Here is a 21,020-nt window from a genome sequence, read left to right on the forward strand (position 1 = left end):
CTGACGAACTCAACCAACGACCTCGACAAACCCTGGGGTTCAAGACACCATCAGAAGCACTCAACCAAGCGTTGCGATGACCGCCTGAACCCGCAGCCATTACCGTGCGTTCGGCCGTTTGGTGACCACAACAGGTTTGACCTCGGTCGGTATGCCCGCCAGGGCGGACTCCGGGACGTTGAGCACAGTGGCCAGCACCGAGCGTGGGATGGAGTTCATCGCGGCGAGGATGCCGATGTCGTCGTTGGTCTCGGCGGCGCTGGTGTTGAAGACGATGAGGACCTCGAGGGGTATGTCGGTGCGGGCGTTTTCGAAGTAGTGGAAGAAGCCCTGTGGCGCGAACACGAGATCGCCCGGGTGCGCCTCGAAGGCCTCGGTGCGGTAGCTGCCGTCGGAGTGGGTACCGAGGATGGTCCATTTCGCGGTTCCGGAGATGTGGTAGTTCAACTCCCAGGCGCTGGGGTGCCAGTGCGGCTCGCGGATGCCGCCCGGCTCCAAACGCACGAAGTAGACCGATCCGTTCTGCCCGGCCAGCACCGGGAAGCTCCCCTCATGGGCACCCTGAAGCGTGCCCCCATCGAAGCGTTGCGGATCCGCGCGGGTGAGATGGAACAGGTGTGAGGAGTTCTGGAGGTTCTCGGCGACCTCACCGGTGTTCGGCAGTTGGCTCGCCACCGTATCGGCGCAGGCTGCAGCCGCCATCAGTCCCGCGCCCAGCGCGGCACCGCCCAGCGCGGCGGCACCGGTACCGAGCGCCGCGCGCCGGTTGACTCCTGTCGTTTCGGATTCAGAATCGCTTGACATACGCCTCCGTTCGCAACGCAGACAGGGCGAGCAGCTACGCTGCAGCAATCGAAGTGTATGACCCGATACCTCGGAACGGCGGTAGGACACCCCGCCGGTGCCAGCACGGTGATCGTGCCGCAGCTGGGTCGATTCGCCGACGATCGGCCATCGCCAGGCGACACGCAGGATTTGAACGGGACGATCTCCCGTAGACGCAAGGCCGCTGCCGCGCGCCGCTGGCGATACCTGGGCCCCGAACTATGGTCGATCATCGGACGGCCAAATGCACAGCGCAGCAACGGATATAGCACATCGGACGGGGTGCGGCCCGAGCACCCCGTCCGATGCCTGCGGGGTTATCCCCGGGTGCGGTTTTCACTGCTGAGCATCCACGCCTGCTTTTCGAGTTGATTGATGATGGCGTGCAGCAGGTCGGCCGTGGATGGATCCTCGGCGTCGATGTCGTCGTGCACTGCGCGCACGGTCGCCACGGCGGTGCGGATCTGTGTGGTGACCAGGTCGACGACGACAGTGGTGTCTTGTTCACCGGCCGGAAGGACTAGCAGGGCGGTGGACGAGGCGACCGTCTGTGGCCGACCGTCGGGAACGGCGTCCAGCGCGCGCATCCGTTCGGCGATGACGTCGCTCGATTCCCTTGCGGAGTCGACGATTTCGTCGAGTTGCAGGTGCAGATCACGGAAGTTGTGACCGACGACGTTCCAATGCGCCTGCTTGCCGTTCAAGTGCAGCGCGGTGAGGTCGACGAGGACCCGTTGCAGGTTGGCCGCCAGTTGCGACGAGGCGCGGAAAGCGATATCCGATTCCAGGTGAGTGGTCATGATATTTCTCCTGATTCTATTGGGGTGGTTGACTATTCGGGCCAAGAGTTGGATTCGATGACCTCGACGAAATCCGTCCGGGTGAAGCCGGGCAGGAAGTGTTCGAGGACGTCGGCGTTGACGGTCCCGAAGGTGGTGTCCGGGCGGTCGGCGAAGCCGTTGGTGAAAGCGGTGAGGATCTGCCGTTTGAAGTCCGGGCGCGGATGGGCCGCGGTGACGGCCTCGATATCGGCGGGATCGAGATCGTCGTATCCGATGCCGAGTACGTCGGTCTCGACGCCCGCGGTGACGCAAGCGATCTCGGGGCCCATATGTTCGGGGATCCCCGGGGTCGTATGCAACGCGATGGCCGTCCATACCTGTTGCGCCGCTTCGTCATCGATGCCGTGGAGGGTGAGGAAGCGGCGGGCTTCATCGGCGCCGTCGACCTCGAACCGCTGCGTGGTGGTGCGGTAGCTCTCGGTGAGTCCGAGGTCGTGGAACATCGCACCGACATATAGCAATTCGGGGTCGGGCTTCAGGCCGCGCACCTGCGCCTGCAACATCCCGAACAAGTAGACGCGGCGCGAATGATGGAACAGCAGCGGTGGCGCCGCGCTACGCACCAGCTCGGTAGCCTCGGCGACGATACGGCTGTCGGGGATTGCGATACCTGCGATCTGGTCGTTCATGACGATCTCCTGAGTGGAATAGGTTGATGGGTAAGTTGTCAGGGGTCATATGTCGTCGGGGTTGAGGGCGAGGAAGACGGCCCCCGCGGCCGCGCCCGCGATGGGTTGAGCGACCAGATACACCCACAGGGTCGACCAGGCGAACATGCCCATGACGGCCGCGCCGACAGTGACGGCCGGGTTGAATGCCCCGCCCGAAATCGCGCCGACCGCGAAAGCGCCTGCCACGACAGTGAATCCGATCGCCAACCCGTAGAACGAGTTGTCCGGATGGCTCTTGCTGGTAGCCACATTGAGCACCACATAGCAGAGGGCGAAGGTGAACAGCAGTTCCACGACGAACGCGGCTCCCACATTGCAACCGGTCAGCGTCAGTGCCGACCCGGTCGCCGCCCGTGCCGGATCGATGATCTCGCGCACCACCATCGCGGCCAGCAGTCCGGCGACGAGCTGGACGATCCAATATCCGACAGCCGTCCGCAGGCCGATCCGGTGTCGCACCAGCACCGCCAGGGTCACGGCGGGGTTGTGGTGACCGCCGGAGATGTGGCCCCCGGCGTAGATCATCACCATCAGCGCCGTGCCGATGGCCAGCGGGGCGAACGGGCTGCCACTACCGGCGACGGTGCCGACAGTGAAAACCAGGAAAAACGTGCCGATCAGCTCTACGGCATACGCCGGATCGAACCGGTGCGCGGCGGTAGTCACCGCACCGGTGTCGGCGCGGGTCGGTTCTGCAGTGCTCTCCTGCGATGTAGCCATGTCCCGACTCCTCAGAATTACGCTGTAGGACTTTCAGAATCGCCCCGCGCGCCGAAAAAGTCGGCAGCGCTGGCGGCCATTACCCATACCCGCCAGCCACACATCACCGATACCCGCTAGCTGCAAGCCGCTCCTCGCGGCGCGCCTGGACACGCCGCTCCGACCTGCTCGAACGCGGTGCCGATATGCTCGAACCGGACCAGCCAGGAGGTGACCGGATGGAGCCGACCACGGCCGGATCGGACGGCGCCCGCACAGCCGAACCCGACCACGGTATGACCGGATTGCGGGTGATTCTGGTCGAGGACGATGTCCTGCTGCGCGAGGGATTGGCCAGCCTGCTCGAACGCTCAGGATTCGATGTCGTCGCGCAGGAAGGCGACGCCGTGCAACTACTGAAACTGGTCGGAGACCAAGCTCCGGAGCTCGTAGTTGTCGATATTCGGATGCCCCCGACCCACACCACCGAGGGCCTCGACGCCGCCCGCGCCATCCGCGCGGAATTCCCCGAGACCGGCATCCTGGTCCTGTCCGCCCACACTGATGTCGAACACGCGATGGAGCTGCTGGCCAGCGGCCGCGGGATCGGCTACCTGCTCAAGAGCCGGGTCACCGATGTGGAGGATTTCGTCGATACCCTGCATCGCATCGCCAGAGGTGCGTCGGTCGTCGACCCAGCGCTGGTCACCGAGCTGGTCTCCGCGCGGCGGCGCGACGATCCGCTCGCCGCGCTCAGCGCTCGGGAGCGAGAGGTCTTGGCGTTGATGGCGGAAGGCCGTTCGAACGCCGGGATCGGCCGTCGATTGTGGGTCACCGAGGGTACGGTCGAAAAGCACGTCCGCAGCATTCTGACGAAGCTGAACCTGCCCGAGACCGGTGACGATCACCGCAGGGTCCTCGCGGTGGTCAGGTTCCTCGAGGCGCGCTGAGCGGACCGGCGCCGCGCAGCAGATCGCGGATGGCCGCGGAAGACAGCGCGGACTTGGACAGAAAGCCCACCGCCCGGCTTGCCACGATCAGATCGGCGAAGTCGCGCTCGGAGTGGGTGGAGATCAATATGACCGGCGCGGCGAGGCGCTCGGCGAGTTCGAAACCGCTCTCGGCACCGAGATCGACATCGATCAGAGTGACATCCGGTCGTAGCTCGGTGACCCGTCGCAGCGCTTCGGCACCGGAGGAGGCCACGCCAACGACACTGACTCCCTGCTGCTCGAGCAGACCACGAGCGGCAGCGAGAAAGTTCGGGCTGTCATCGACGATGAGACAGCGTAACGGCGTAACCCGCGTCATCAGGCCAGCTTGCCCGCCAGCGGTGGCGGTCCGCATTGCTGCTAACCGGAATCGCTGCCTTTTCCAGCTGGCGAGTATCTCGGAAGTACTGCTGGCCGGTAGTGACGTTGGCCGCCAGCGGTGGCGACATGACCGCCGCGGTGGGCGAGGGTGGTCTCCATGAAGACAACAACATTGGAACCAGCGGCCTGTTCGTCTCTAGAATCGCCTTCGGCACCTGGCAACTCGGCGGCGACTGGGGCCATTTCGACGAAGCGGCGGCGATCGCCGCGATTCGCCGCGCCCGTGAGCTCGGTGTCAACTTCTTCGACACCGCGCAGGCATACGGCTTCGGCGCGTCCGAGCAGCTGCTCGGCAAGGCCCTGCGGCGCGAACTCACCACCGCCCGAGACGAACTCGTGATCGCCACCAAGGGCGGTCTACGTCGTACCGAGGCCGGGGTGATCCGCGACGCGAGTCCGGACTGCCTGCGCCGCGGCGTGGACGCTGGCCAATCCGGCCGTGCATGTCGCCATCGTCGGCGCCCGCGGGGCCGATCACGTGCGTGACAGCGTCGGCGCCGCCGACGTCGCCCTGAGCGCGGACGATCTCGACGAGATCGACAAGATCATGGCTGGTGCCACCCCGGTCGCCGGGCCGTCACCGGAGCGTGTCCGGTGACCGCCGTCGCGGTGCCCGGCACCGGCACGATGGGCGCACCGATCGCACGCAATCTGCTCCGCGCGGGGTACGACGTTCGGGTGTGGAACCGCAGGAGGCCATCGCCGACGGGCACGGCGACGATGACATCGCCTCGGCCACACCCGCCGCGGACCTGGGACTCGTGCGCGGGTAGCGGCGTCCGCAGGCGGACTTCGATCGAGATCGATGTGTCGTGGAAATCCGTCGGCAGTCGATCCGAGTTCTGCATCATGAGGCGGAAGCGGTCCCGAGTACGCGACTGGCTGGCGGCCACGCCAGGCGCGGTCACCGCACGCCACCGCACCGATATCGCGCCGACCTCGCCGCGCGCGCGATTGGTGTCGTTGTCCCTACGCCCGACGACCCCGCCCTGCTGGCTCGGGGTCGCGGTTGCCGCGGCGTTCATCGCCGCGGAATCGGTACTGGTCTACTGGCTCAAACAATTCTCCCCCGGGGACGCGTTCGGTGTGGTCTACCTGCTCGGCGTCCTGGTGGTGTCCACCATCTGGGGACTCGGAATAGCGGTGGCGACCTCACTGGCCAGCGCCATCGCCTTCGACTACCTCCGCAACTGGCCGAACGCCTTCGTCCCGGATGCCGATGATCTGGCGGCCGTCGCCGTATTCCTGGTCGTCGCATTGCTGGCCAATACGCTCGCGGGCCTGGCCCGATCCCACGCCGCCGAGGCGGACCGACGACGAGCACAGGCCGATCTCGTCGCTGAGCAGCAGGCAGCGCTGCGCCGGGTCGCCACGCTCGTCGCGCGCGGGGCGACCTCATCGGAGGTGTTCTCGGCCGTCGCCGAGGAATCGGCCCGCTGCCTCGGCGTATTGAATGCGACGCTGCTGCGCTACCAGCCCGACGGCTCGAGCATGATCGTCGCCGCCCGCGATGAGCCCGGACTGCCGAAAATGCCGGTCGGCGAGTGCCTCACGCTGGAGGGCGAGAATATCGCGGCGATGGTGCGGAAAACCGGCACGCCCGCCCGCATGGACAGCCACGACCATGCCGCTGGCTCCGCCGCCGCCCGCATCCGGGAGCTGGGGCTGCGTGCGGGGGTCGGCGCGCCGATCGTCGTCGACGGCCGCCTGTGGGGAGTGATCGTCGCAGGCACGTCGCGCCGCGAGCTGCTGCCATCCGATACCGAGTCGCGCTTGGCAGAGTTCGCGGACTTGGTCGCGACGGCCATCGCGAATGCCGAAGCGCGCGCACAACTCACCGCCTCCCGCGCCCGGATCGTGGCCGCCGCGGACGAGGCCCGGCGACGCCTCGAACGTGACCTCCACGACGGAGCGCAGCAGCGCCTCGTGTCCCTGGGACTCACGCTGCGCACCGTCGAATCCGCCGTGCCACCCGAGCTGAACGCCCTGCGAACTCAGCTGACGCAGGTGGTGGCGGGACTGGTCGACATCTCGGCGGACCTGCGCGAGATCTCGCGTGGAATTCACCCGGCGATCCTGTCCAAAGGTGGACTCGGCCCCGCGCTCAAGGCACTGGCGCGCCGCTCGTCCGTCCCTGTCGAACTGGATCTGGACCTGACCGACCTGGTACCGGAGTCCGCTGAAGTGGCCGCGTATTACGTTGCGGCAGAAGCACTCACGAACGCGGCCAAATATGCGCAGGCATCCGGGATCCACATCCACGCCCGAACCGACGGCACGCACCTGCACCTCGCTGTCCACGACGACGGCGTCGGCGGCGCCGACCCCACCGAAGGGTCAGGCCTTATCGGTCTGACCGACCGCGTCGAAGCCCTCGGCGGCCATCTACAGATCACTAGCCATCCTGGACGCGGGACAACCCTCGTTGTGCGAATCCCGATCATCGAGTCGCCGACGACCTCCTGACACCAACGATCCATGCCGGAGCGTTATGGCCGGCCGTACAGGTCGGCGACGAACGCGATGTCGGCATCCGCCTGACGAGACGCCGCTGCCTCATAGAGGTGCCGCACCACCTCGGCCGACGGCAACTCGACACCAGCAGAACGTGCTGTTTCGATCGCCAACCCAGCATCCTTCGCTCCGAGAACGACGGTCCACCACCCCTCGGGAGAGCCGGTCAGCACGCTGTCGAACCGGTTCCGTAATCCGGGCGCCACGCTCGTGGTGAGCAGATCCCGCAATTGATCGTCCCGGAGTCCTCCCGACCGCCCGACGGCGAACGCCTCGGCCAGCGCCACAACGCCGGACAGCAACAACATATTGCTCGTCAGCTTGGCAGTGAGAGCGAGCGGCGCCGTGTCGTAGCGCCGGACCTTATCCGACAGCGAATCGATTATCGGACCGAGACGGTCGATCTGGTCAGCCGCACCGCCGACGAGCAACACCGCCTGGCCCGCACTGACCGCAGCAGGAGCACCGAGGACCGGCATAGCGACGAACCGATCCGCAAAACCCTCGCTCAGCGCACCACTGAGCGCAGGCGACACGGTCGAGCAGTCGACATAGACGGTCGCGGAGCCCAGCAACGGACGCAACTCCCCCAACGCCACCGCCCTGACCGCGGCGTCGTCGGCCAACATAGTGACAACGACATCCACACCATCCACAGCCGCGGCGATACTTTGCGCCTCCTCAGCGCCTGCGGACACGAGTTGCCCAGCCCTACCCCTCGTTCGGTTCCACACCCGCACCCGGTGCCCACGGTCTAGCAGACGCCCGGCCAGCGCCCGCCCCATCTGTCCCATGCCCAACACCGCGACATCCATACCGACCTCCTCGGCTCTCGAATTCGCTGTGACCTCCGTCAACGGATTCCGCTCGCGGCGCGTTCGAAACAAGTCCGAAGGAGAGCCCACCGGAGGTAATGCACTCTGTAGAAGTCCCGTCTGGCCATCTCGGCCTCGAGCTAGGACGGCTGACGGATCTCGGTGACGATGGTGTAGAGCTCGATGATGACGCCGTCTTTGGTACGAGCGATGTCCATGCCGCTGACCACCGGCGGTTGGTCGACAGGGCCGTATTGGAAGCCGAGGTGGCCGATGTCGTCGAGCTCCGACGCGGGGCCTGCGGGTCGGAAGACCCAGTCCGGGTTTTCGACACGCAACTCTTCGGCACGGCGTTCGAGATCTTTGCGCCCGTGCACAATTCGGTCCGATTCGTGCCACACCACATCTTCGGTATAGGTCTCGGCGATGGCCGCGGCCCGGCGAGCCGGGTCGGGTTCGTTGAAGACGTCGAGAAGGTTGCGGCGCATGAGGTCGGCGGGGGAACTGGTCATGGCGAATCCTTTCATGCGGGGTAATCGCTGTAATTCCAGATTGAAAGTACTGCTCGCGTGGAAGAGTCCCGGGTGGATCCAGTCCCACACCGTCCGTCCGGCCTCGAAGGGGCGGTCGAACAACGTTCGAGGGCGCAGTCCCACGGGCGAGCCATGCTGAAGCCTGCACTGCCACCTCGGCACCTAGCAATCGGCATGAGGGTGCGTTTCGGTCGGCCCGCCGGTCTTAGCAGCGCCATAAGCGGCTACTTGGAGACTGGCGGTAGGGCTCGATCCCGGCCAGGCAGGCGCCCGGGCGAGGAGTTCGCGGGTTCAGATCCGCCTACACGTGTTCACGGATCCAGGCGGACGCGAATACGGTCCACGCTTCGGCCTCGCCCGCACCACGAGCCAGGCCCAGACTGTGCGGGCCGTGGGCGAACACATGCACAGTATGCGGCACCTGGTGGGCCGACAACGCGGTCGCCAACCGGTAGGTGTGCTCGGCGGGGACGTAGCGGTCCTCCGCGGTGTGCCAGAGGAAGAACGGTGGCGACTGCGGTGTCACCAATACGTCCAGCGATGTCGACCGGCGCAGCTGTGGGTCCGCGTCCTCGCCGAGCAGGATCAGCCGCGCCGGACGGTAGGTTTCGGTCTCCATCGAGGTGATCGCGTATCCGAGAACCGCGAACTGCACCGTCTCTGCGGGCAACGCGCCCGGCGAGAGGGCCGCCAACCCCGCGAGGTGGCCGCCCGCGGAGAACCCGACAATCCCGATTCGCTGTGCCCCCTCGGCCCGCCACCGGCGAATCTCCCCCCGCAGCGCCTCCAGCGGCGCCGGGTGCCGGACGTTGAGCGGATACCGGAATACGCTGGCGGACAATCCTGTTCCGGTGAGCCATCGGACAATGGGCTCACTTTCGTGCGGAGCGTGTTCTGCGTACCCACCGCCGGGCAGGACGATCACGTGCGTGTATCCGGTCGCCATGTCAGGCCACCGGACCGGCCGGGCCGAAGTACATATCGCCAACCTCGCTCTGCTGTCTGCTCACCGCTGCCGGGAGACGTTTTCTGCCCATGGTTCATCCAGACACCCTTGCCGTGGAATCACGGCATTCATTGGCCAGCAGCGCTGAGACGTCCTTCTCGGTCGGCCTGTTCAACGCCGCGGAGAGCGGGGCGGGGACCGTGCCTGTTCCATATCGGGCCTAGGCTACGCCGCCGCGCCCCATCGTCAGCGGGAAGCGGTCAGCTCACCGCATCGGCCGCCGCGGCCACTGCGCCTGCGAAGTCCGGCTGCACGCCGAGTTGGGCGAGCATGACGCTGACCCCGACATAGCAGTTGAACTCCTTGATCTTGCCGTCCTCGATGTACCAGAAGTCGGCGGTCGGGATGGAGAGTTCGGCGCCGGTAGGGTACAGGACCCCGGCGGGGGTCTGAAACGGTCCGGCGACGGTGCCCTCGATGGTCAGCTCGACGGCGACGATGTTGCCCATGACGTGGAAACGGTGAAGCTCGCGGTGGACATCCGGTGCCAGCTGTCCCATAGACACGACCAGGTCACCCAGGTGCTCACCCCGGTAGCTCTCCCGGGCGACGATGTTGTTGAACACACCGTCCTCGGCGAACATGTCCACGAAACCCTGGACGTCCAGGACGCTTCCTTCGGCCGCGTGGTAGGCCGCCCGGACTACGGCTTCTGCATCGGTGATCATCACAACTCCTCAAGAAGTAAATCAAATGCTTGATTAAGTTTGTGGCGACACTGCAAGCGCTGTCAAGCAGTTGTTTGATTTGTTTGCGGTTGGGTCCGCGGCCTCCTCAGTTGGCGTGGGTGTGCCCGCGCAACGCCCCCGCGACCACGGGCACGAGCAGCCGCTCGATTTCGCCGGATCCCTTGGCGGCCAGCTCGCCACCGAGGGGAGCCAGGGCCAGCCAGTTCAGCAAACTGGCCGCGCATCGTGTACGGAATACCAGTTCTTGCTCGTCGACCTCGGGCAGGCACGCGCTCAGCACCCGTAGGGCGTCACGGCGGGTCTGCTCGAATTTGCCGGTCAGCCGCTCCCACCCCTGCGGGGGGTCGATCCCGACACGTGCCACGGTCCGCATGACCGCCAGATCCTGCCCACCGGCCGCCAGGGCCCGCATCATCGGCCGGGCGAAGGCCGCCGCCAGCTCGGAAAGCGTCGCGGTGGAGTCGAGGGAGCCGAGCTCCGTGATCTGTGCGTCCAGATACTGTTCCAGCGCTTGCTCGATCGCCGCATCACACAGCGCTTTCAGCGATCCGAAGTGGTAGCTCACCGAGGCGACGTTGACTCCGGCGCTGTCGGTGATCTCACGCAGAGTCACACCGTCCTGGCCCCGTTGCGCGAGCACGTCCAGGGCAGCCGCCAGCAGGCCGCCGCGCGTTCGCTGGCCGGCCTCGCGACGTAGATCCGCCTTCTCTGCCCGCACAACTAAAGTCAAGCAGTTGTTTGAATTGATTGTCAAACGGCTGGAACCAGCGACCGTGGGGGTTTCTCGGTGCACGCCGGCGAGCTTCCCGCCCCCGTGGACGGCGTGCACGTCGCCCACGCCCATCGCTGGGATTCGGCCCTACATTTCCGACTCGTCGGCCGCCGTCGGTTACGGTGCGCTAGCCCGCGTTTCGGTCCAATCGACCATCAGGCGACGCTCAGCGAACAGCCATTCGCCGTCATGCTTGACGAACTCGTCGAGATAGCGGATCGAGGCGATCATGAGGGTGCGCTGGCCGGTGGCGTCGGTGGACACGTGGTGAGCCAGGCAGTAACTCTCGCCGGTCGCTCGGTCGCCTTGCAGGGAAACGGTGCTCTGCCCGTTGAAGTGGGTGGTCATGGCGTAGGTGTTCAGGTTGTCGAAGACCGGCGCAAGGGCATCACGGCCGTGCAGCTCCTGGCTCGGTTCGTTCGATGTGGCATCCATGAACACGACGAAATGTGCGTCCTGGGTGAACAGTGCCATCTGCCCTTTGGCGTCACGCCGGTCGGCGCAGTGAGCGTAGGCGTCGATCAACTCGCGAATAGCGAGCCGGTCTGCGGCTTCGGTGGGCGAGATCGTCGAGTGCGAGCTCATCGATGTCCCTTTCGTGCCTGACGCCGTGGCTTGCGCGCCAGCTTGGTGGGGATAACCTGCGATTACGTCCTAGTAAACCGCGGCCGTGGTCAAGTCCAAGACATCAGCGGCAACCGCGCGAGCGGAATCTACACCCACGGCGGCGCCGAACTGGCCCGGCCGACGAGGCGAGCCAGGGGCCCTGATCTGTCAATGGCCACCGATCACCCTCAATTCGGGATGAGCGTACGTCCGGTCCGGCGACCCGGATGTGTTGGCCGACAAACCGGTCAGCGGCCTCGGTCTGCGCTGGACATCCGATATCACACCGCAGTCCGATCCCATGTCATACCAAGGGATTACAGGCAACGAGAATTCGGCCGATAGCTTCGGGGTATCGAAATCGGCGCCTGCTCCGCCATCGACCGGCCGGCATCGTCGACGGACGGAGGTCGCGTCTGCGACCCAGCTCTCAGGAAGATCTATGACGACACCTGCCCTGGTCCCCGAGTCATATCCACGGTCACCGCGGCGCGGTGCTGACGGTGATTACGCCCGTCTGTTGCGCCAGATCTCCGACGCCGGGCTGATGAACCGGCGTCCCGTCTACTACGCCGTCCGGCTCAGCCTCGTCGGGGTCGCGTTCGCAGCCGGCTGGTCGGCGTTCGTCCTGACCAGCGACTCGTGGTGGACGCTGCTGGTCGCGGCGTTCATGGCCGTGACGTTCGCTCACATCGCACTCGTCATGCACGATGTCGCGCACCGCCAAGTCTTCCGGCTACGGCAGCCGACGGAGCTCGTGGGACGACTCGTCGGCAACGCCGGCATCGGCCTGGGCTACGGCTGGTGGCAGGACAAGCACACCCGGCATCACGCCAACCCGAACCACGAGGAACTCGACCCCGATGTCGCGCCCGACATTCTGGTCTGGTCACAACAGCAGGCACGGTCCAGCCGCGGTCTGCCTCGTCTCATCGGGAGGGCGCAGGCGTTCCTGTTCTTCCCCCTCCTGTTGTTGGAGGGCCTGAACCTCCATGTGGCCGGCGTACGTGCGCTCAGAAATCGATCGGTCAAACACCGCGGATTGGAGGGCGCACTGCTGTTCGGCCACTTCGCCACCTACTTGGCCGCGCTGTTCGCGGCTCTGCCCGCCGACAAAGCCTTCGCGTTCCTCGCTGTCCACCAGGGCCTGTTCGGCCTGTACATGGGCTGTATCTTCGCCCCGAACCACAAGGGCATGCCAACCCTGACCGGCGACGACCGCCCCGACTACTTACGTCGACAGGTGCTGACCTCCCGCAACGTGCGGGGTGGTGCGTTGACCGACCTCGCCCTCGGTGGGCTCAACTATCAGATCGAGCACCATTTGTTCCCGAGCATGCCGACACCGAACCTGCGTCACGCCCAGGTGATCGTCCGCGACTACTGCACCGAAATCGGCGTGCCCTACCACGAAACTGGGCTGATCTCCTCTTACCGCGAGGCGCTGCGACACCTGCACCACGTCGGCGCCCCCCTACGCACCCCCTCGGGTGCCGAAGTGCCACAACGTAATCGTTGAACACAAGCTGGGTATCACGCCCCCGGGGACACACCGGGGCCGTCGGCGGCCGCGGTGTCGGGCGTCTGCTCATCGGCACATGCGGACGTTCACGTCCGCGCGCCCAGCGGCAATATGGTGCGTTCCGCCGGCCTCGGATCGGCAGGGCCAGGCGCAGCATGCGCGGTGCCGCAGTTCGTCGGCCGCCGAGCCGACAGGTGGTCATCGGCTCGGCGGGGGTACGAGAATCCTTATGTCAGGCGAACTTTCCCGGGTTCGCCGCCACGGCACGGCGCAAGGTGGGTCGGTTGGCACGGTAAGCGTCCACCACCGATGCCAGCTCATGCGGGCTCGCGCCGTGCATGATCACCGAGTGGCAGCCGAGGTCGTATTCACGGGAGATCTTCCGTACGCACTGCTCCGGCGTGCCGTATGCGGCCGAGTCGAGCCATTCGTCCGGGATGAGGGCGTCGAACTGCTCCAGCACCTCGACGGAGGCGGAAGCGTCGATGGGGCCCGCCGCCGCGGCGTCTTGGTACAGCTGCGTGGTGCGAATTCGCTCCCACACCTGCGGATCCCAGCCGTTGGCGCTGATCAGGATGTCGGCGTACGCCTGTAGGTAGGTCACCAGCCGGCCGGTTCGCCGACGCAGCTGATCTGCTTCGGAGAGTGCGTCACTCGCGGTCGCCAGGCACGACCAGATGCGGACGCTGTCGGGGTCCTTGCCTGCTCGTTCGGCGCCGCGGCGCACCGCCGCAACGGAATTCGCTGTGGCCTCGTCGGAGAAGAAGGTGTGCAGTACGACGAAGTCGCCGATCGCGCCGGCGAGATCGAGGGTCTTGGGGCCTACTGCGACGAAGCCGATCGGGGGCGCGTCGTCGAGGCCGTTCTGGTGGTACAGGACGGGCCATTTGCCAGCGGGCCCATCGTGATTCACGATGGTCTCTCCGGCCCAGAGGCGGCGCAGGATGCCGACGAAATCCCGCAGTTGTGCCTCGGTGACGGCGGGCAGGCCGATCGCCTTCCAGTTCGCCGCCATCCCGCGGCCGAATGCCATGGCGTATCGGCCTTCGGTCATCGCCTGCATGGTAGAGCCGATCGTTGCCGTCACCATCGGGTGCCGGGTGTGGTGATTCGTTGCCGCCGCGGCGATTCCGAGGTCGGTCGTGCATCCGGCGAGGCCGCCGGACAAGACGGCGGAGTCCTTGACGGTCATGCGCTCGCCGATCATGCACGAGCCGAGTCCGAGCTGCTCCGCGTCGCGGGCCTCGGGCAGCAGAACACGGGCGTCGGCAGGGTGCCGGGTGATGCAGTAGTAGGCCAGTTCGTTCAGTTGGTCGGTCACGAGAGTGGTACTTCCCCAATAGTGTTCGGAACGGCGAAGGTCGACGCCGCGTGTCAGGCGCCGAGTTCGGCGAGCAGTTCTTCGACGAGCGATCGGTGGTGGAGCAGCAACTCGATGTCGTCAGGACGTTCCATCTCTCCGAAATGGATCTGCCGACCACCGGCGCGCATGAAGACGACGCTGTAGTTCAGGGCGGCGAACATCGTGTACCAGGTGAGGTCAGCGAGCTCTACGCCCGAGTGCACGGCGTAGGTCGTCCGCACGTCTTCCACGCGCATGAAGTCCGGCATGCCCGGCAGGCCGAAGTTGTTGGCGATCGCATGAAAGACGCGGTGCCCGAACACGATCCAGGCCACATCGAGCTCGCGGGGGCCGATCGTCGCCATTTCCCAGTCGAGCACCGCGACCGGTGCGAAGTCCCGGTACATACAGTTGCCGAGCCGCGCATCACCCCAGGAAAGCACGGTCTCGTAGGACGAGGGCTCCGGGAGATTGGCCGTGAGCCACGTCAGGATTCGCTCCGCCAACGGCGACGGGCCGATATCGCGAGCCGCGAATTCGTACCATGCCCGGGCTCGGTTCAGGTTTCGTTCGAGCAGGCTCGCACCGGGCTGCCGCGGGTCGAGGAACGTGAAAGTGGTTGCCGCGTCCGGGATTGCGTGCAGTTTCGCGAGCGTCTCGATGGTGCTTTCCTGCACTCGGCGCTGCTGCTCCGGGGCGGCGTCGAAGAGCCAGTTGTTGCCGAAGGTGTAGGGCATGACATCGGGCGGCACCCGGCCGTCGACGCGGTCCATCAGAAGAAACGGCGTGCCCAGCACATCGCCGGTCGGCTCGAGGAACCGCACCTGTGGGACGCGGACGTCGGTGGCTTCAGCCACGATACGCATGACGTCGAATTGGTCTCGCAGGTTGTAGTGCTCGTAGACCGGGAAGTCGCCGGGAGCCGGCACCACCCGGGCGATCAGGCCGGCGACCTCTGTGTCTCCGGCTTCACGCCAGCTCAGGGTGAGGGTCAGGGTCTGCGCGGACATGCCGTTGCTGTCGATGCCGGACCCCAGCGTGAGCTTCGGATCAGCCTCGTCGGGCAGCTGTGTTGCCAGCCATTCGGTGAGGCGCGGGATCAGGGCGGCGGGGTCGCGGCTGCTGCGCTGCAGGCGCATGCCCTGGTCATCGGGAGACGGAGACATGGATCACTCCTGACTGGATTGCAAAGGCTGGAGGTAACAGTGGACCTCCCCTTCGCAATTGTCAACGAGGGTTCTCAAAGAATGCGAGTCACTGCAGGTAGCCCGCTATCGCGTCGACCAGGCAGTGGCGCGTGTTCGCCAGCTCGGCGGGTGAGGAAAGCCGGCGCTCGTTATTGATGCCGCGCATGGCCATCGGAATGAGGGCCTGGACCCGATGCACCTTGTTCGAATCGAGGGGCAGGTCCGCCAGAAAGTACTCGAATGCCCTGAGCCAGGCATCCTCGTACCCGGCCATCGCCGCCGTGGTCCGGGGGAAGACCTCGAGCCGCTCGTCCTGACCATTGGGCAGACCGGCCCGCAGCGTCTCGACCGCTCGCCCCTCGGGTGTATCGAGGATGGTCCAGATGGCATCGACCACCTCCCACACCCGCTCCCGGATCGAACCGGTCACCTGCGGCCAGATCTCGGGGCTGTTCGCCCCACTACGATCGGTCAACTCGATGAGCACCGCGGCCCACAATCCGTCGATGTCGCCGAACTGATGCTTCAAGGTGCCCCAACTGACCCCGGCCTCACGGGCAACCCGATTCGCCGACAGCGGTTCGCCAGACCCCTCCGCGAGACAGACGATGGCGATATCGAGCAGACGCTGCCTCGTCTCCCGCCCTTTCCGATTAAGGCGAGTTCCGGCCGCGGACTGCATTGTCGAACTCGCTTCGGTCATCGCTGCTTCCGTTCCGCACATCCCGAAATCTCGGAATCTCCGATTGTCGTTCCGACGATAGCGGCACGTTTGTCAAAGCCTGCGACCCGCGCGGAGCGACACCGGCCACCGCCTCGAACGTAGAACGCCCCCGTGGGGGGAGTGACGTCAGGTAGTAGCGAGATCAAGTGGATTGGAGTGGTCCTCACAGACGCCATCCGCACTTCAGCGCCTTCGGCTGACTCAGCCCAGCCGGTCCGAACCGCGCGGGTCGCGGCATGTGCGTGCGTGCATTCACGAGATCAACTGCTGGGCAACGTTTGTCCCTGATCGACCGCGCGGGTCGGGGCATACGAGCGCGTTACACAGCGAAGGCCCGCCCGCGGACGGGCCGTTCGTCGAGCACGACGATTTCCCGCTCGGGTTGTGCGCGTCAGCTCTGTAGCAGCGCTACCGACGCAAGTCACTGTCCAGGTTCACGTGCGTTTCGGGCGGCGCCGACCACCCAAAACGTGGCCGGGGGGACGAGATCATCGCCAGGTACCGTTGGGCGGTGAACCCAGCTGATGCGCGACGCCTCAAAGACGGCGATCTCGAGACCCGCGAGGAAAATCTGCGGCTCCTGCTCGGGCGAGCTGATGACGGCGACACATCCGCCAAGGAAGCACTGTGCGCGCTCGTCCGCGACTATCCCGACTACCACCGATCGCTGTACAGCCGGGCGTTGAACCGGGCGGCGGCCTTCGGCGACGACACTCTGAAGGCACCGCTGCTCGCGTCACTCGCCGACACTCGATACAACTGCCAGGCATGGGCGGCGATGGGCTGCGCGGCGCTCGGCTTCCGCGACGCGGTTCCCGGCTTGGTCGCCATGCTCGACCACCCACAGCAGATGGCTCGAGAGCAAGCGGTGATCGCTCTGGGCACCCTCGGCGACGAATCGGTCGTCCCGGCGCTCACACCCGTGCTGCGGGACTCGATCGCAGGAATGCGCGAACGCGCCGCCGAGGCCCTCGGCATGATCGGCGGCGATGCAGCCCTGGCCGCACTATGGGAGGAACTCGAGAACCGCCGGTACTACCGCATCGGCTATATCGCCAGCGCGCTGGCCAAATTCGCACCGGACGTCATCCCGAGGCTGTGCGACGCGGCCGACAGCGACGACCCGGACCAGCGCTACTGGGCAGCTGTCGCGCTCGGTTCGACCGGCGACGATCGTGCCGTGCCGATGCTGGAACGGCTGATGGCCCACGACCGTGGCTCAACAGTCTTCGACGGCATGGTGAGCGTCGCCGCGAAGAAAGGCCTGCGCACGCTACGACGAATCCAAGCCGCAATCGCGGCCCGCGAATCCTGAGAGTGCAGCGGCCGCGCTGATGAACTCGGCCCAGCAGCCCTCGTCAACCCCGCTCACAGCGGCGACAAACACGACCCACGACGACCACTCCAGGCAGGTAACCACCAACAACCTGCGTCAGAGTTAGTGGCTTCCGTATGGGGCTGCCACTGGGGAAATCGAGTGTGGCTCTGCGGCAACCAGGCTCAGGAATGCAGCAACTGCCGCACCCGGGCCGCCTCGCGGGTGAGGTGGTCACGCTCAGGCACATTGGTGGCTGCGCGGGATGCCTCGGTGTACAGGGCAGCTGCTTGCTCGAGGTCGCCGGCGCGTTCGAGGAGGTAGGCGCGGACTGCGGTGTGGCGGGGCAGCTCTGGGTCCAGTTCGGACAGCGCGGCCAGTCCGGCTCGGGGTCCGTCGGCCTCGCCGACTGCCACTGCGCGGTTCAGCCGCACTACCGGGCTGGCGGTGAGCAGTAGCAGTTCGTCGTACCACTCCACGATCTGTACCCAGTCCGTCTCGGAGGTGCTCGGGGCATCCGCGTGCAGGGCGGCGATCGCGGCCTGGGTCTGGTATTCGCCCAGCCGGTCGCGGGCCAACGCGGTCTGCAGAATCGCCACCCCCTCGGCGATAAGGCCGGTGTCCCAACGGGATCGGTCCTGCTCCGCGAGCGGCACCAGGCGACCACCCGGGCCGGTGCGAGACGCGCGGCGAGCATGATGCAGCAGCATCAGCGCGAGCAGCCCCGAGACCTCGGGCTCGTCGGTCGAGGCGGCGAGCTGGCGGGTGAGGCGGATTGCTTCGGCCGCCAGGTCGATGTCCCCGCTGTAGCCCTCGTTGAAGACGAGGTAGAGCACGCGCAGCATCGTCGTGAGGTCGCCGGGCTGGTCGAGTGGCAACCCCGTGATTCGCCGCTTGGCCCGGCTGATTCGTTGCGCCATCGTCGCTTCGGGGACAAGATAGGCCGTGGCTATCTGCCGGGTCGTCAGACCGCCGACAGCGCGCAAGGTCAGTGCGACGGCCGACCCGGGAGACAGGGAGGGGTGCGCGCACAGGAAATACAGCCACAGCGTGTCGTCCGTGGCGGGCACCGGACCTGTCGGAGGCTCGACCTCCACGGCGAGTTCTCTTCCCCGCCGGGATGTTTCGGCGCGGGCGGCATCGAGGAACTTGCGCCAGGCGGCCGCAACGAGCCATGCCTTGGCATCGCGCGGTGGATCGTCCGGCCACGTTTCCAGTGCCCGGATCAGCGCCTCCTGCACCGCATCCTCGGCCGCGGCGAAGTCGGCTCCGCGGCGGACGAGGACACCGATCACCGCGGGCACGAGTTCGCGCAGCAGCGGCTCGTTCACTCGGTCACCGTGGGCAACTCGGTGAGGAACGGTCGTACCTCGAGCCACTCCTGGACCGGCTTCCCGCCCGCGCCCGGAGCCGCGGATAGCTCGCCGGCCAGCTCGAGCGCCCGCTCGTAGGTCTCGACGTCGATGATCATCCACCCGGCGATCAGGTCCTTGGTCTCCGCGAACGGGCCGTCGGTAACAGGAGGGCGTCCGTCGCCGTCGGAGCGGACGAACGTGCCCTGCGGGGACAGCGCTCGACTGTCGACGAACTCACCGGTCGCCTCGAGTCGCGCGGCGAAATCCTCCATATACTGCACGTGGGCCGTCACCTCCTCCGGCGTCCATCGGTCCATCGATACGTCGTTGACCGGCGCCGGCGCGCCCCGGTAATGCTTGAGCAGCAGGTATTTGGCCATGATGTTCTCCTTGGGTTCGTTACGGCCCATTCTGGCCGGGTTGATCGGTTCAGGCGCGCTGACGCTCGGCCCGCTGCCGGACCAGCTCCTCGACCGCGGTGGGGAGGGTGGTTTCGAAGTCGATCAGCTTCACCCACGTCGGAGTGATGACTATCCGGACCATGCCGTCGTAGAGCGAGCGGACCTCCGCCTCCCACTCGACGCGCTGCTCGGGGCTCATTTCGTAGCTGCCGTTCATCCGCAGGTACTCCTGCGGGATCCCGTCCACCACCTCCAGCTCCGCCCGGCCCCGGATGAGCAGGATCTTCGGCGGGTGCACCTCGGTGTCGATCGTCAGCGCGACCTCGGGATGTTGCCGCAAGGAGGGCAGCTTCGGGGCATTCTTGCTGGTGCAGACGACGATCTGTGAGCCGTTCCAGGTGAACGCGATCGGGACGTTGCGAGGTGTGCCGTCCTTGGCGACGTAGGCCATGCGCAGCAGGTCCCGAGCCAGGAGCTCCTGGCTGATCGGGAGGTTCAGGATCGCGGTGATCTCGTTCGGTTGCATGATGGTCGCTCCTTCGTCGGTGTCATCGAGGCCCGTTCGGCTGCTCGTACCCCTGGGACGGAGCCGCCCGAACGTTCTCGACATCCACGGCACATGAATTTCCAGATTCTTATGGACCTGGGATGACCTTGCCGGGCACCGCGATCAGCCGCATTACTGACGTCGCTGGCCGAGGGGGCTATCGTGCTCGGGCTCCGTGGGCTCGGTGTTCGCTTCAGCGGCCAGTGAATTGGGCCGGACGTCGCTCCATGAACGACACCATGCCTTCCTTGGCGTCGTCGCTGACAGAGATGTGTCGCAATTGGTCTCGAATCGCGTCGCCGGCGACCACCTCACCGTCGGTCAGCGCGAGGCGGGCAGAGGCCAGGGTGGTTTGGATACCGAGCGGGGCCTGCTCGCTGATCCGGTGCGCCAATTCGATCGCTCTGGTGAGCTGTTGGCCGGTCTCGACGACCTCCTGGACGAGTCCCAGCCGCAGCGCTTGATCAGCGTCGAACGGGTCCCCGGTCAGCAGCCAGCGCATTGCGTTGCCCCAGCCGGCTTCACGCGGCAGCCGGTAGGTGGCGCCGCCGAGCGGAAAGATCCCTCGCTGCACTTCCATCTGGGCGAATTGGGCGTTTGCGGCGGCGATTCGGATATCGGCGGCCAGTAGCAGCTCGATTCCGATGGTCATGGACCATCCGTGTACGGCGGCGACGAGCGGGGTGGTGCGGGCGGGGCCGGTGGTGAAGACCGGATTCAGCTCGTCCTCGGCCCAATCGACGTTGTCGTCGACGATCCGGGGAAGCACATCTGCGAGGTCGAGTCCGCCGGTGAAGTTGTCGCCGTTGCCGTAGAGGACTCCGCAGCGCAGATCTTCATCGGTGTTGAGCACGTAGTAGGCGTTTCCGAGTGCGCGAAGCAAGTCCATGTTGAAGGCGTTGCGTTTCGTCGGCCGGTTCAGGCCCATCAGCAAGACATGGCCGGACTTCTCGACGGTGAGGACCTCGCTGGGCCGCAAGTTCTTGATCAAGGCTGGACTCCATCCGCGGCAACCGCTGCGCGGTCGCGAAGTAGGTACTGGTCTGCGATGCGACGAATTCGTCATCGCGGCCGACGCTACGCAGCACAAAGGCCACTGATACGACACGAAAAGCGACTATTGCGACAAGTCTGTGTCCTGGAATCCGTTCGGATCCGATGCCCTCGCCTCCGTCTCGGCGGGGTCAGCTCCGCTTCTGGATGGTGTCGAGCTCGTCGATGACTTCACGACACCAGTCGGCCCACGCATGTTCGATCGCCAGACCTCCCTCGAGAGCAACAC

24 protein-coding genes are annotated in these 21,020 nt (G+C 66.1%); 6 read left to right on the plus strand and 18 right to left on the minus strand.

The features are described 5' to 3' along the window. Positions 1 to 99: 99 nt before the first annotated feature. The 4 genes from ACFU4Z_RS34510 to ACFU4Z_RS34525 all read right to left on the minus strand — a co-directional run bounded on the left by ACFU4Z_RS34510 (position 100) and on the right by ACFU4Z_RS34525 (position 3,058). Entirely contained in the window at positions 100 to 804 is a 705-nt protein-coding gene (locus tag ACFU4Z_RS34510) for a cupin domain-containing protein (RefSeq protein ID WP_379072024.1), read from the minus strand. 338 nt (positions 805 to 1,142) lie between these two features. Continuing rightward, positions 1,143 to 1,625 carry a Dps family protein gene (locus tag ACFU4Z_RS34515; protein WP_379072027.1) on the minus strand — a complete coding sequence of 161 codons (483 nt, stop codon included), beginning with the start codon at positions 1,623 to 1,625 and terminating at the stop codon, positions 1,143 to 1,145. Between the two features lie 32 nt (positions 1,626 to 1,657). Then, complete coding sequence (locus tag ACFU4Z_RS34520; protein ID WP_379072031.1) at positions 1,658 to 2,296, minus strand: HD domain-containing protein; 639 nt, start codon at positions 2,294 to 2,296, stop codon at positions 1,658 to 1,660. A 45-nt stretch (positions 2,297 to 2,341) separates the two neighbouring features. Continuing rightward, positions 2,342 to 3,058 carry an MIP/aquaporin family protein gene (locus tag ACFU4Z_RS34525; RefSeq protein ID WP_379072034.1) on the minus strand — a complete coding sequence of 239 codons (717 nt, stop codon included), beginning with the start codon at positions 3,056 to 3,058 and terminating at the stop codon, positions 2,342 to 2,344. 275 nt (positions 3,059 to 3,333) lie between these two features. On the opposite strand from ACFU4Z_RS34525, the gene ACFU4Z_RS34530 reads away from it, so the two are divergent. Further along, positions 3,334 to 3,987 carry a response regulator gene (locus ACFU4Z_RS34530; protein ID WP_379072186.1) on the plus strand — a complete coding sequence of 218 codons (654 nt, stop codon included), beginning with the start codon at positions 3,334 to 3,336 and terminating at the stop codon, positions 3,985 to 3,987. Here ACFU4Z_RS34530 and ACFU4Z_RS34535 read toward each other — a convergent pair. Then, complete coding sequence (locus tag ACFU4Z_RS34535; RefSeq protein WP_379072037.1) at positions 3,965 to 4,348, minus strand: response regulator transcription factor; 384 nt, start codon at positions 4,346 to 4,348, stop codon at positions 3,965 to 3,967. The two genes, ACFU4Z_RS34530 and ACFU4Z_RS34535, sit on opposite strands and share 23 nt — an antisense overlap. Before the next feature lie 128 nt (positions 4,349 to 4,476). Here ACFU4Z_RS34535 and ACFU4Z_RS34540 point away from each other — a divergent pair, with 128 nt between their 5' ends. From ACFU4Z_RS34540 to ACFU4Z_RS34550, 3 genes are all read left to right on the plus strand, one after another. Next, a complete protein-coding gene (locus ACFU4Z_RS34540) occupies positions 4,477 to 4,896 on the plus strand; it encodes an aldo/keto reductase (RefSeq protein ID WP_379072040.1) in 420 nt (139 codons plus the stop codon). Beyond that, a complete protein-coding gene (locus ACFU4Z_RS34545; protein WP_379072043.1) occupies positions 4,850 to 5,008 on the plus strand; it encodes a hypothetical protein in 159 nt (52 codons plus the stop codon). The genes ACFU4Z_RS34540 and ACFU4Z_RS34545 overlap by 47 nt, the downstream gene beginning before the upstream one ends. 251 nt (positions 5,009 to 5,259) lie before the next feature. Then, the gene (locus tag ACFU4Z_RS34550) at positions 5,260 to 6,876 is read left to right on the plus strand and encodes a DUF4118 domain-containing protein (RefSeq protein ID WP_379072188.1); all 1,617 of its coding nucleotides are present in this window, start codon (positions 5,260 to 5,262) and stop codon (positions 6,874 to 6,876) included. Positions 6,877 to 6,899: 23 nt separating this feature from the next. Here ACFU4Z_RS34550 and ACFU4Z_RS34555 read toward each other — a convergent pair whose 3' ends face one another. From ACFU4Z_RS34555 to ACFU4Z_RS34580, 6 genes are all read right to left on the minus strand, one after another. Next, positions 6,900 to 7,739 carry an NAD(P)-dependent oxidoreductase gene (locus tag ACFU4Z_RS34555; RefSeq protein ID WP_379072046.1) on the minus strand — a complete coding sequence of 280 codons (840 nt, stop codon included), beginning with the start codon at positions 7,737 to 7,739 and terminating at the stop codon, positions 6,900 to 6,902. A 140-nt stretch (positions 7,740 to 7,879) separates the two neighbouring features. Next, positions 7,880 to 8,251, minus strand: a complete 372-nt coding sequence (locus ACFU4Z_RS34560) for a nuclear transport factor 2 family protein (protein WP_379072050.1) — start codon at positions 8,249 to 8,251, stop codon at positions 7,880 to 7,882. A 322-nt stretch (positions 8,252 to 8,573) separates the two neighbouring features. Beyond that, a complete protein-coding gene (locus ACFU4Z_RS34565) occupies positions 8,574 to 9,218 on the minus strand; it encodes an alpha/beta hydrolase (RefSeq protein WP_379072053.1) in 645 nt (214 codons plus the stop codon). Positions 9,219 to 9,478: 260 nt separating this feature from the next. Further along, on the minus strand, positions 9,479 to 9,946 hold the full coding sequence (locus ACFU4Z_RS34570; protein ID WP_379072056.1) for a nuclear transport factor 2 family protein: 468 nt from the start codon (positions 9,944 to 9,946) through the stop codon (positions 9,479 to 9,481). Positions 9,947 to 10,052: 106 nt separating this feature from the next. After that, positions 10,053 to 10,685, minus strand: a complete 633-nt coding sequence (locus ACFU4Z_RS34575) for a TetR family transcriptional regulator (RefSeq protein ID WP_379072059.1) — start codon at positions 10,683 to 10,685, stop codon at positions 10,053 to 10,055. A gap of 171 nt (positions 10,686 to 10,856) precedes the next feature. Next, entirely contained in the window at positions 10,857 to 11,324 is a 468-nt protein-coding gene (locus ACFU4Z_RS34580; RefSeq protein ID WP_379072062.1) for a nuclear transport factor 2 family protein, read from the minus strand. Between the two features lie 463 nt (positions 11,325 to 11,787). Between ACFU4Z_RS34580 and ACFU4Z_RS34585 the strand changes: the two genes are divergently transcribed. Then, positions 11,788 to 12,864, plus strand: coding sequence for a fatty acid desaturase family protein (locus ACFU4Z_RS34585; protein WP_379072065.1), 1,077 nt, complete (start codon positions 11,788 to 11,790; stop codon positions 12,862 to 12,864). Between the two features lie 235 nt (positions 12,865 to 13,099). On the opposite strand, the gene ACFU4Z_RS34590 is transcribed toward ACFU4Z_RS34585, so the two are convergent. The 3 genes from ACFU4Z_RS34590 to ACFU4Z_RS34600 all read right to left on the minus strand — a co-directional run bounded on the left by ACFU4Z_RS34590 (position 13,100) and on the right by ACFU4Z_RS34600 (position 16,099). Continuing rightward, entirely contained in the window at positions 13,100 to 14,188 is a 1,089-nt protein-coding gene (locus ACFU4Z_RS34590; RefSeq protein WP_379072068.1) for a TIGR03857 family LLM class F420-dependent oxidoreductase, read from the minus strand. 53 nt (positions 14,189 to 14,241) lie between these two features. Then, positions 14,242 to 15,375 (minus strand): phosphotransferase family protein, encoded by a 1,134-nt coding sequence (locus ACFU4Z_RS34595; RefSeq protein ID WP_379072071.1) that lies wholly within the window; start codon positions 15,373 to 15,375, stop codon positions 14,242 to 14,244. A gap of 88 nt (positions 15,376 to 15,463) precedes the next feature. Further along, positions 15,464 to 16,099 carry a TetR/AcrR family transcriptional regulator gene (locus ACFU4Z_RS34600; RefSeq protein ID WP_379072075.1) on the minus strand — a complete coding sequence of 212 codons (636 nt, stop codon included), beginning with the start codon at positions 16,097 to 16,099 and terminating at the stop codon, positions 15,464 to 15,466. A 532-nt stretch (positions 16,100 to 16,631) separates the two neighbouring features. Between ACFU4Z_RS34600 and ACFU4Z_RS34605 the strand changes: the two genes are divergently transcribed. Then, positions 16,632 to 17,435: a HEAT repeat domain-containing protein gene (locus ACFU4Z_RS34605; RefSeq protein WP_379072078.1), complete on the plus strand. Its 804-nt coding sequence runs from the start codon at positions 16,632 to 16,634 to the stop codon at positions 17,433 to 17,435. 185 nt (positions 17,436 to 17,620) lie between these two features. Here the strand turns inward: ACFU4Z_RS34605 and ACFU4Z_RS34610 are convergent, their stop codons facing one another. The 4 genes from ACFU4Z_RS34610 to ACFU4Z_RS34625 all read right to left on the minus strand — a co-directional run bounded on the left by ACFU4Z_RS34610 (position 17,621) and on the right by ACFU4Z_RS34625 (position 20,729). Next, complete coding sequence (locus tag ACFU4Z_RS34610; protein WP_379072081.1) at positions 17,621 to 18,766, minus strand: RNA polymerase sigma factor; 1,146 nt, start codon at positions 18,764 to 18,766, stop codon at positions 17,621 to 17,623. Continuing rightward, a complete protein-coding gene (locus ACFU4Z_RS34615) occupies positions 18,763 to 19,170 on the minus strand; it encodes a YciI family protein (RefSeq protein WP_379072084.1) in 408 nt (135 codons plus the stop codon). The genes ACFU4Z_RS34610 and ACFU4Z_RS34615 overlap by 4 nt, the downstream gene beginning before the upstream one ends. A 49-nt stretch (positions 19,171 to 19,219) precedes the next feature. Further along, positions 19,220 to 19,717, minus strand: coding sequence for a pyridoxamine 5'-phosphate oxidase family protein (locus ACFU4Z_RS34620; RefSeq protein ID WP_379072087.1), 498 nt, complete (start codon positions 19,715 to 19,717; stop codon positions 19,220 to 19,222). A 214-nt stretch (positions 19,718 to 19,931) separates the two neighbouring features. After that, positions 19,932 to 20,729, minus strand: coding sequence for a crotonase/enoyl-CoA hydratase family protein (locus ACFU4Z_RS34625; protein ID WP_379072090.1), 798 nt, complete (start codon positions 20,727 to 20,729; stop codon positions 19,932 to 19,934). Positions 20,730 to 21,020: the final 291 nt, after the last annotated feature.

Source organism: Nocardia sp. NPDC057440 (assembly GCF_042802915.1).
Taxonomy (GTDB): domain Bacteria; phylum Actinomycetota; class Actinomycetes; order Mycobacteriales; family Mycobacteriaceae; genus Nocardia.

Excerpts from the sequence above, each read along its gene's own strand:
- ACFU4Z_RS34510 (WP_379072024.1), bottom strand. The coding sequence starts at position 804 with ATGTCAAGCGATTCTGAATCCGAAACGACAGGAGTCAACCGGCGCGCG.
- ACFU4Z_RS34515 (WP_379072027.1), bottom strand. The coding sequence starts at position 1,625 with ATGACCACTCACCTGGAATCGGATATCGCTTTCCGCGCCTCGTCGCAA.
- ACFU4Z_RS34520 (WP_379072031.1), bottom strand. The coding sequence starts at position 2,296 with ATGAACGACCAGATCGCAGGTATCGCAATCCCCGACAGCCGTATCGTC.
- ACFU4Z_RS34525 (WP_379072034.1), bottom strand. The coding sequence starts at position 3,058 with ATGGCTACATCGCAGGAGAGCACTGCAGAACCGACCCGCGCCGACACC.
- ACFU4Z_RS34530 (WP_379072186.1), top strand. The coding sequence starts at position 3,334 with ATGACCGGATTGCGGGTGATTCTGGTCGAGGACGATGTCCTGCTGCGC.
- ACFU4Z_RS34535 (WP_379072037.1), bottom strand. The coding sequence starts at position 4,348 with ATGACGCGGGTTACGCCGTTACGCTGTCTCATCGTCGATGACAGCCCG.
- ACFU4Z_RS34540 (WP_379072040.1), top strand. The coding sequence starts at position 4,477 with ATGACCGCCGCGGTGGGCGAGGGTGGTCTCCATGAAGACAACAACATT.
- ACFU4Z_RS34550 (WP_379072188.1), top strand. The coding sequence starts at position 5,260 with ATGAGGCGGAAGCGGTCCCGAGTACGCGACTGGCTGGCGGCCACGCCA.
- ACFU4Z_RS34555 (WP_379072046.1), bottom strand. The coding sequence starts at position 7,739 with ATGGATGTCGCGGTGTTGGGCATGGGACAGATGGGGCGGGCGCTGGCC.
- ACFU4Z_RS34560 (WP_379072050.1), bottom strand. The coding sequence starts at position 8,251 with ATGACCAGTTCCCCCGCCGACCTCATGCGCCGCAACCTTCTCGACGTC.
- ACFU4Z_RS34565 (WP_379072053.1), bottom strand. The coding sequence starts at position 9,218 with ATGGCGACCGGATACACGCACGTGATCGTCCTGCCCGGCGGTGGGTAC.
- ACFU4Z_RS34570 (WP_379072056.1), bottom strand. The coding sequence starts at position 9,946 with ATGATCACCGATGCAGAAGCCGTAGTCCGGGCGGCCTACCACGCGGCC.
- ACFU4Z_RS34580 (WP_379072062.1), bottom strand. The coding sequence starts at position 11,324 with ATGAGCTCGCACTCGACGATCTCGCCCACCGAAGCCGCAGACCGGCTC.
- ACFU4Z_RS34585 (WP_379072065.1), top strand. The coding sequence starts at position 11,788 with ATGACGACACCTGCCCTGGTCCCCGAGTCATATCCACGGTCACCGCGG.
- ACFU4Z_RS34595 (WP_379072071.1), bottom strand. The coding sequence starts at position 15,375 with ATGTCTCCGTCTCCCGATGACCAGGGCATGCGCCTGCAGCGCAGCAGC.
- ACFU4Z_RS34600 (WP_379072075.1), bottom strand. The coding sequence starts at position 16,099 with ATGACCGAAGCGAGTTCGACAATGCAGTCCGCGGCCGGAACTCGCCTT.
- ACFU4Z_RS34615 (WP_379072084.1), bottom strand. The coding sequence starts at position 19,170 with ATGGCCAAATACCTGCTGCTCAAGCATTACCGGGGCGCGCCGGCGCCG.
- ACFU4Z_RS34620 (WP_379072087.1), bottom strand. The coding sequence starts at position 19,717 with ATGCAACCGAACGAGATCACCGCGATCCTGAACCTCCCGATCAGCCAG.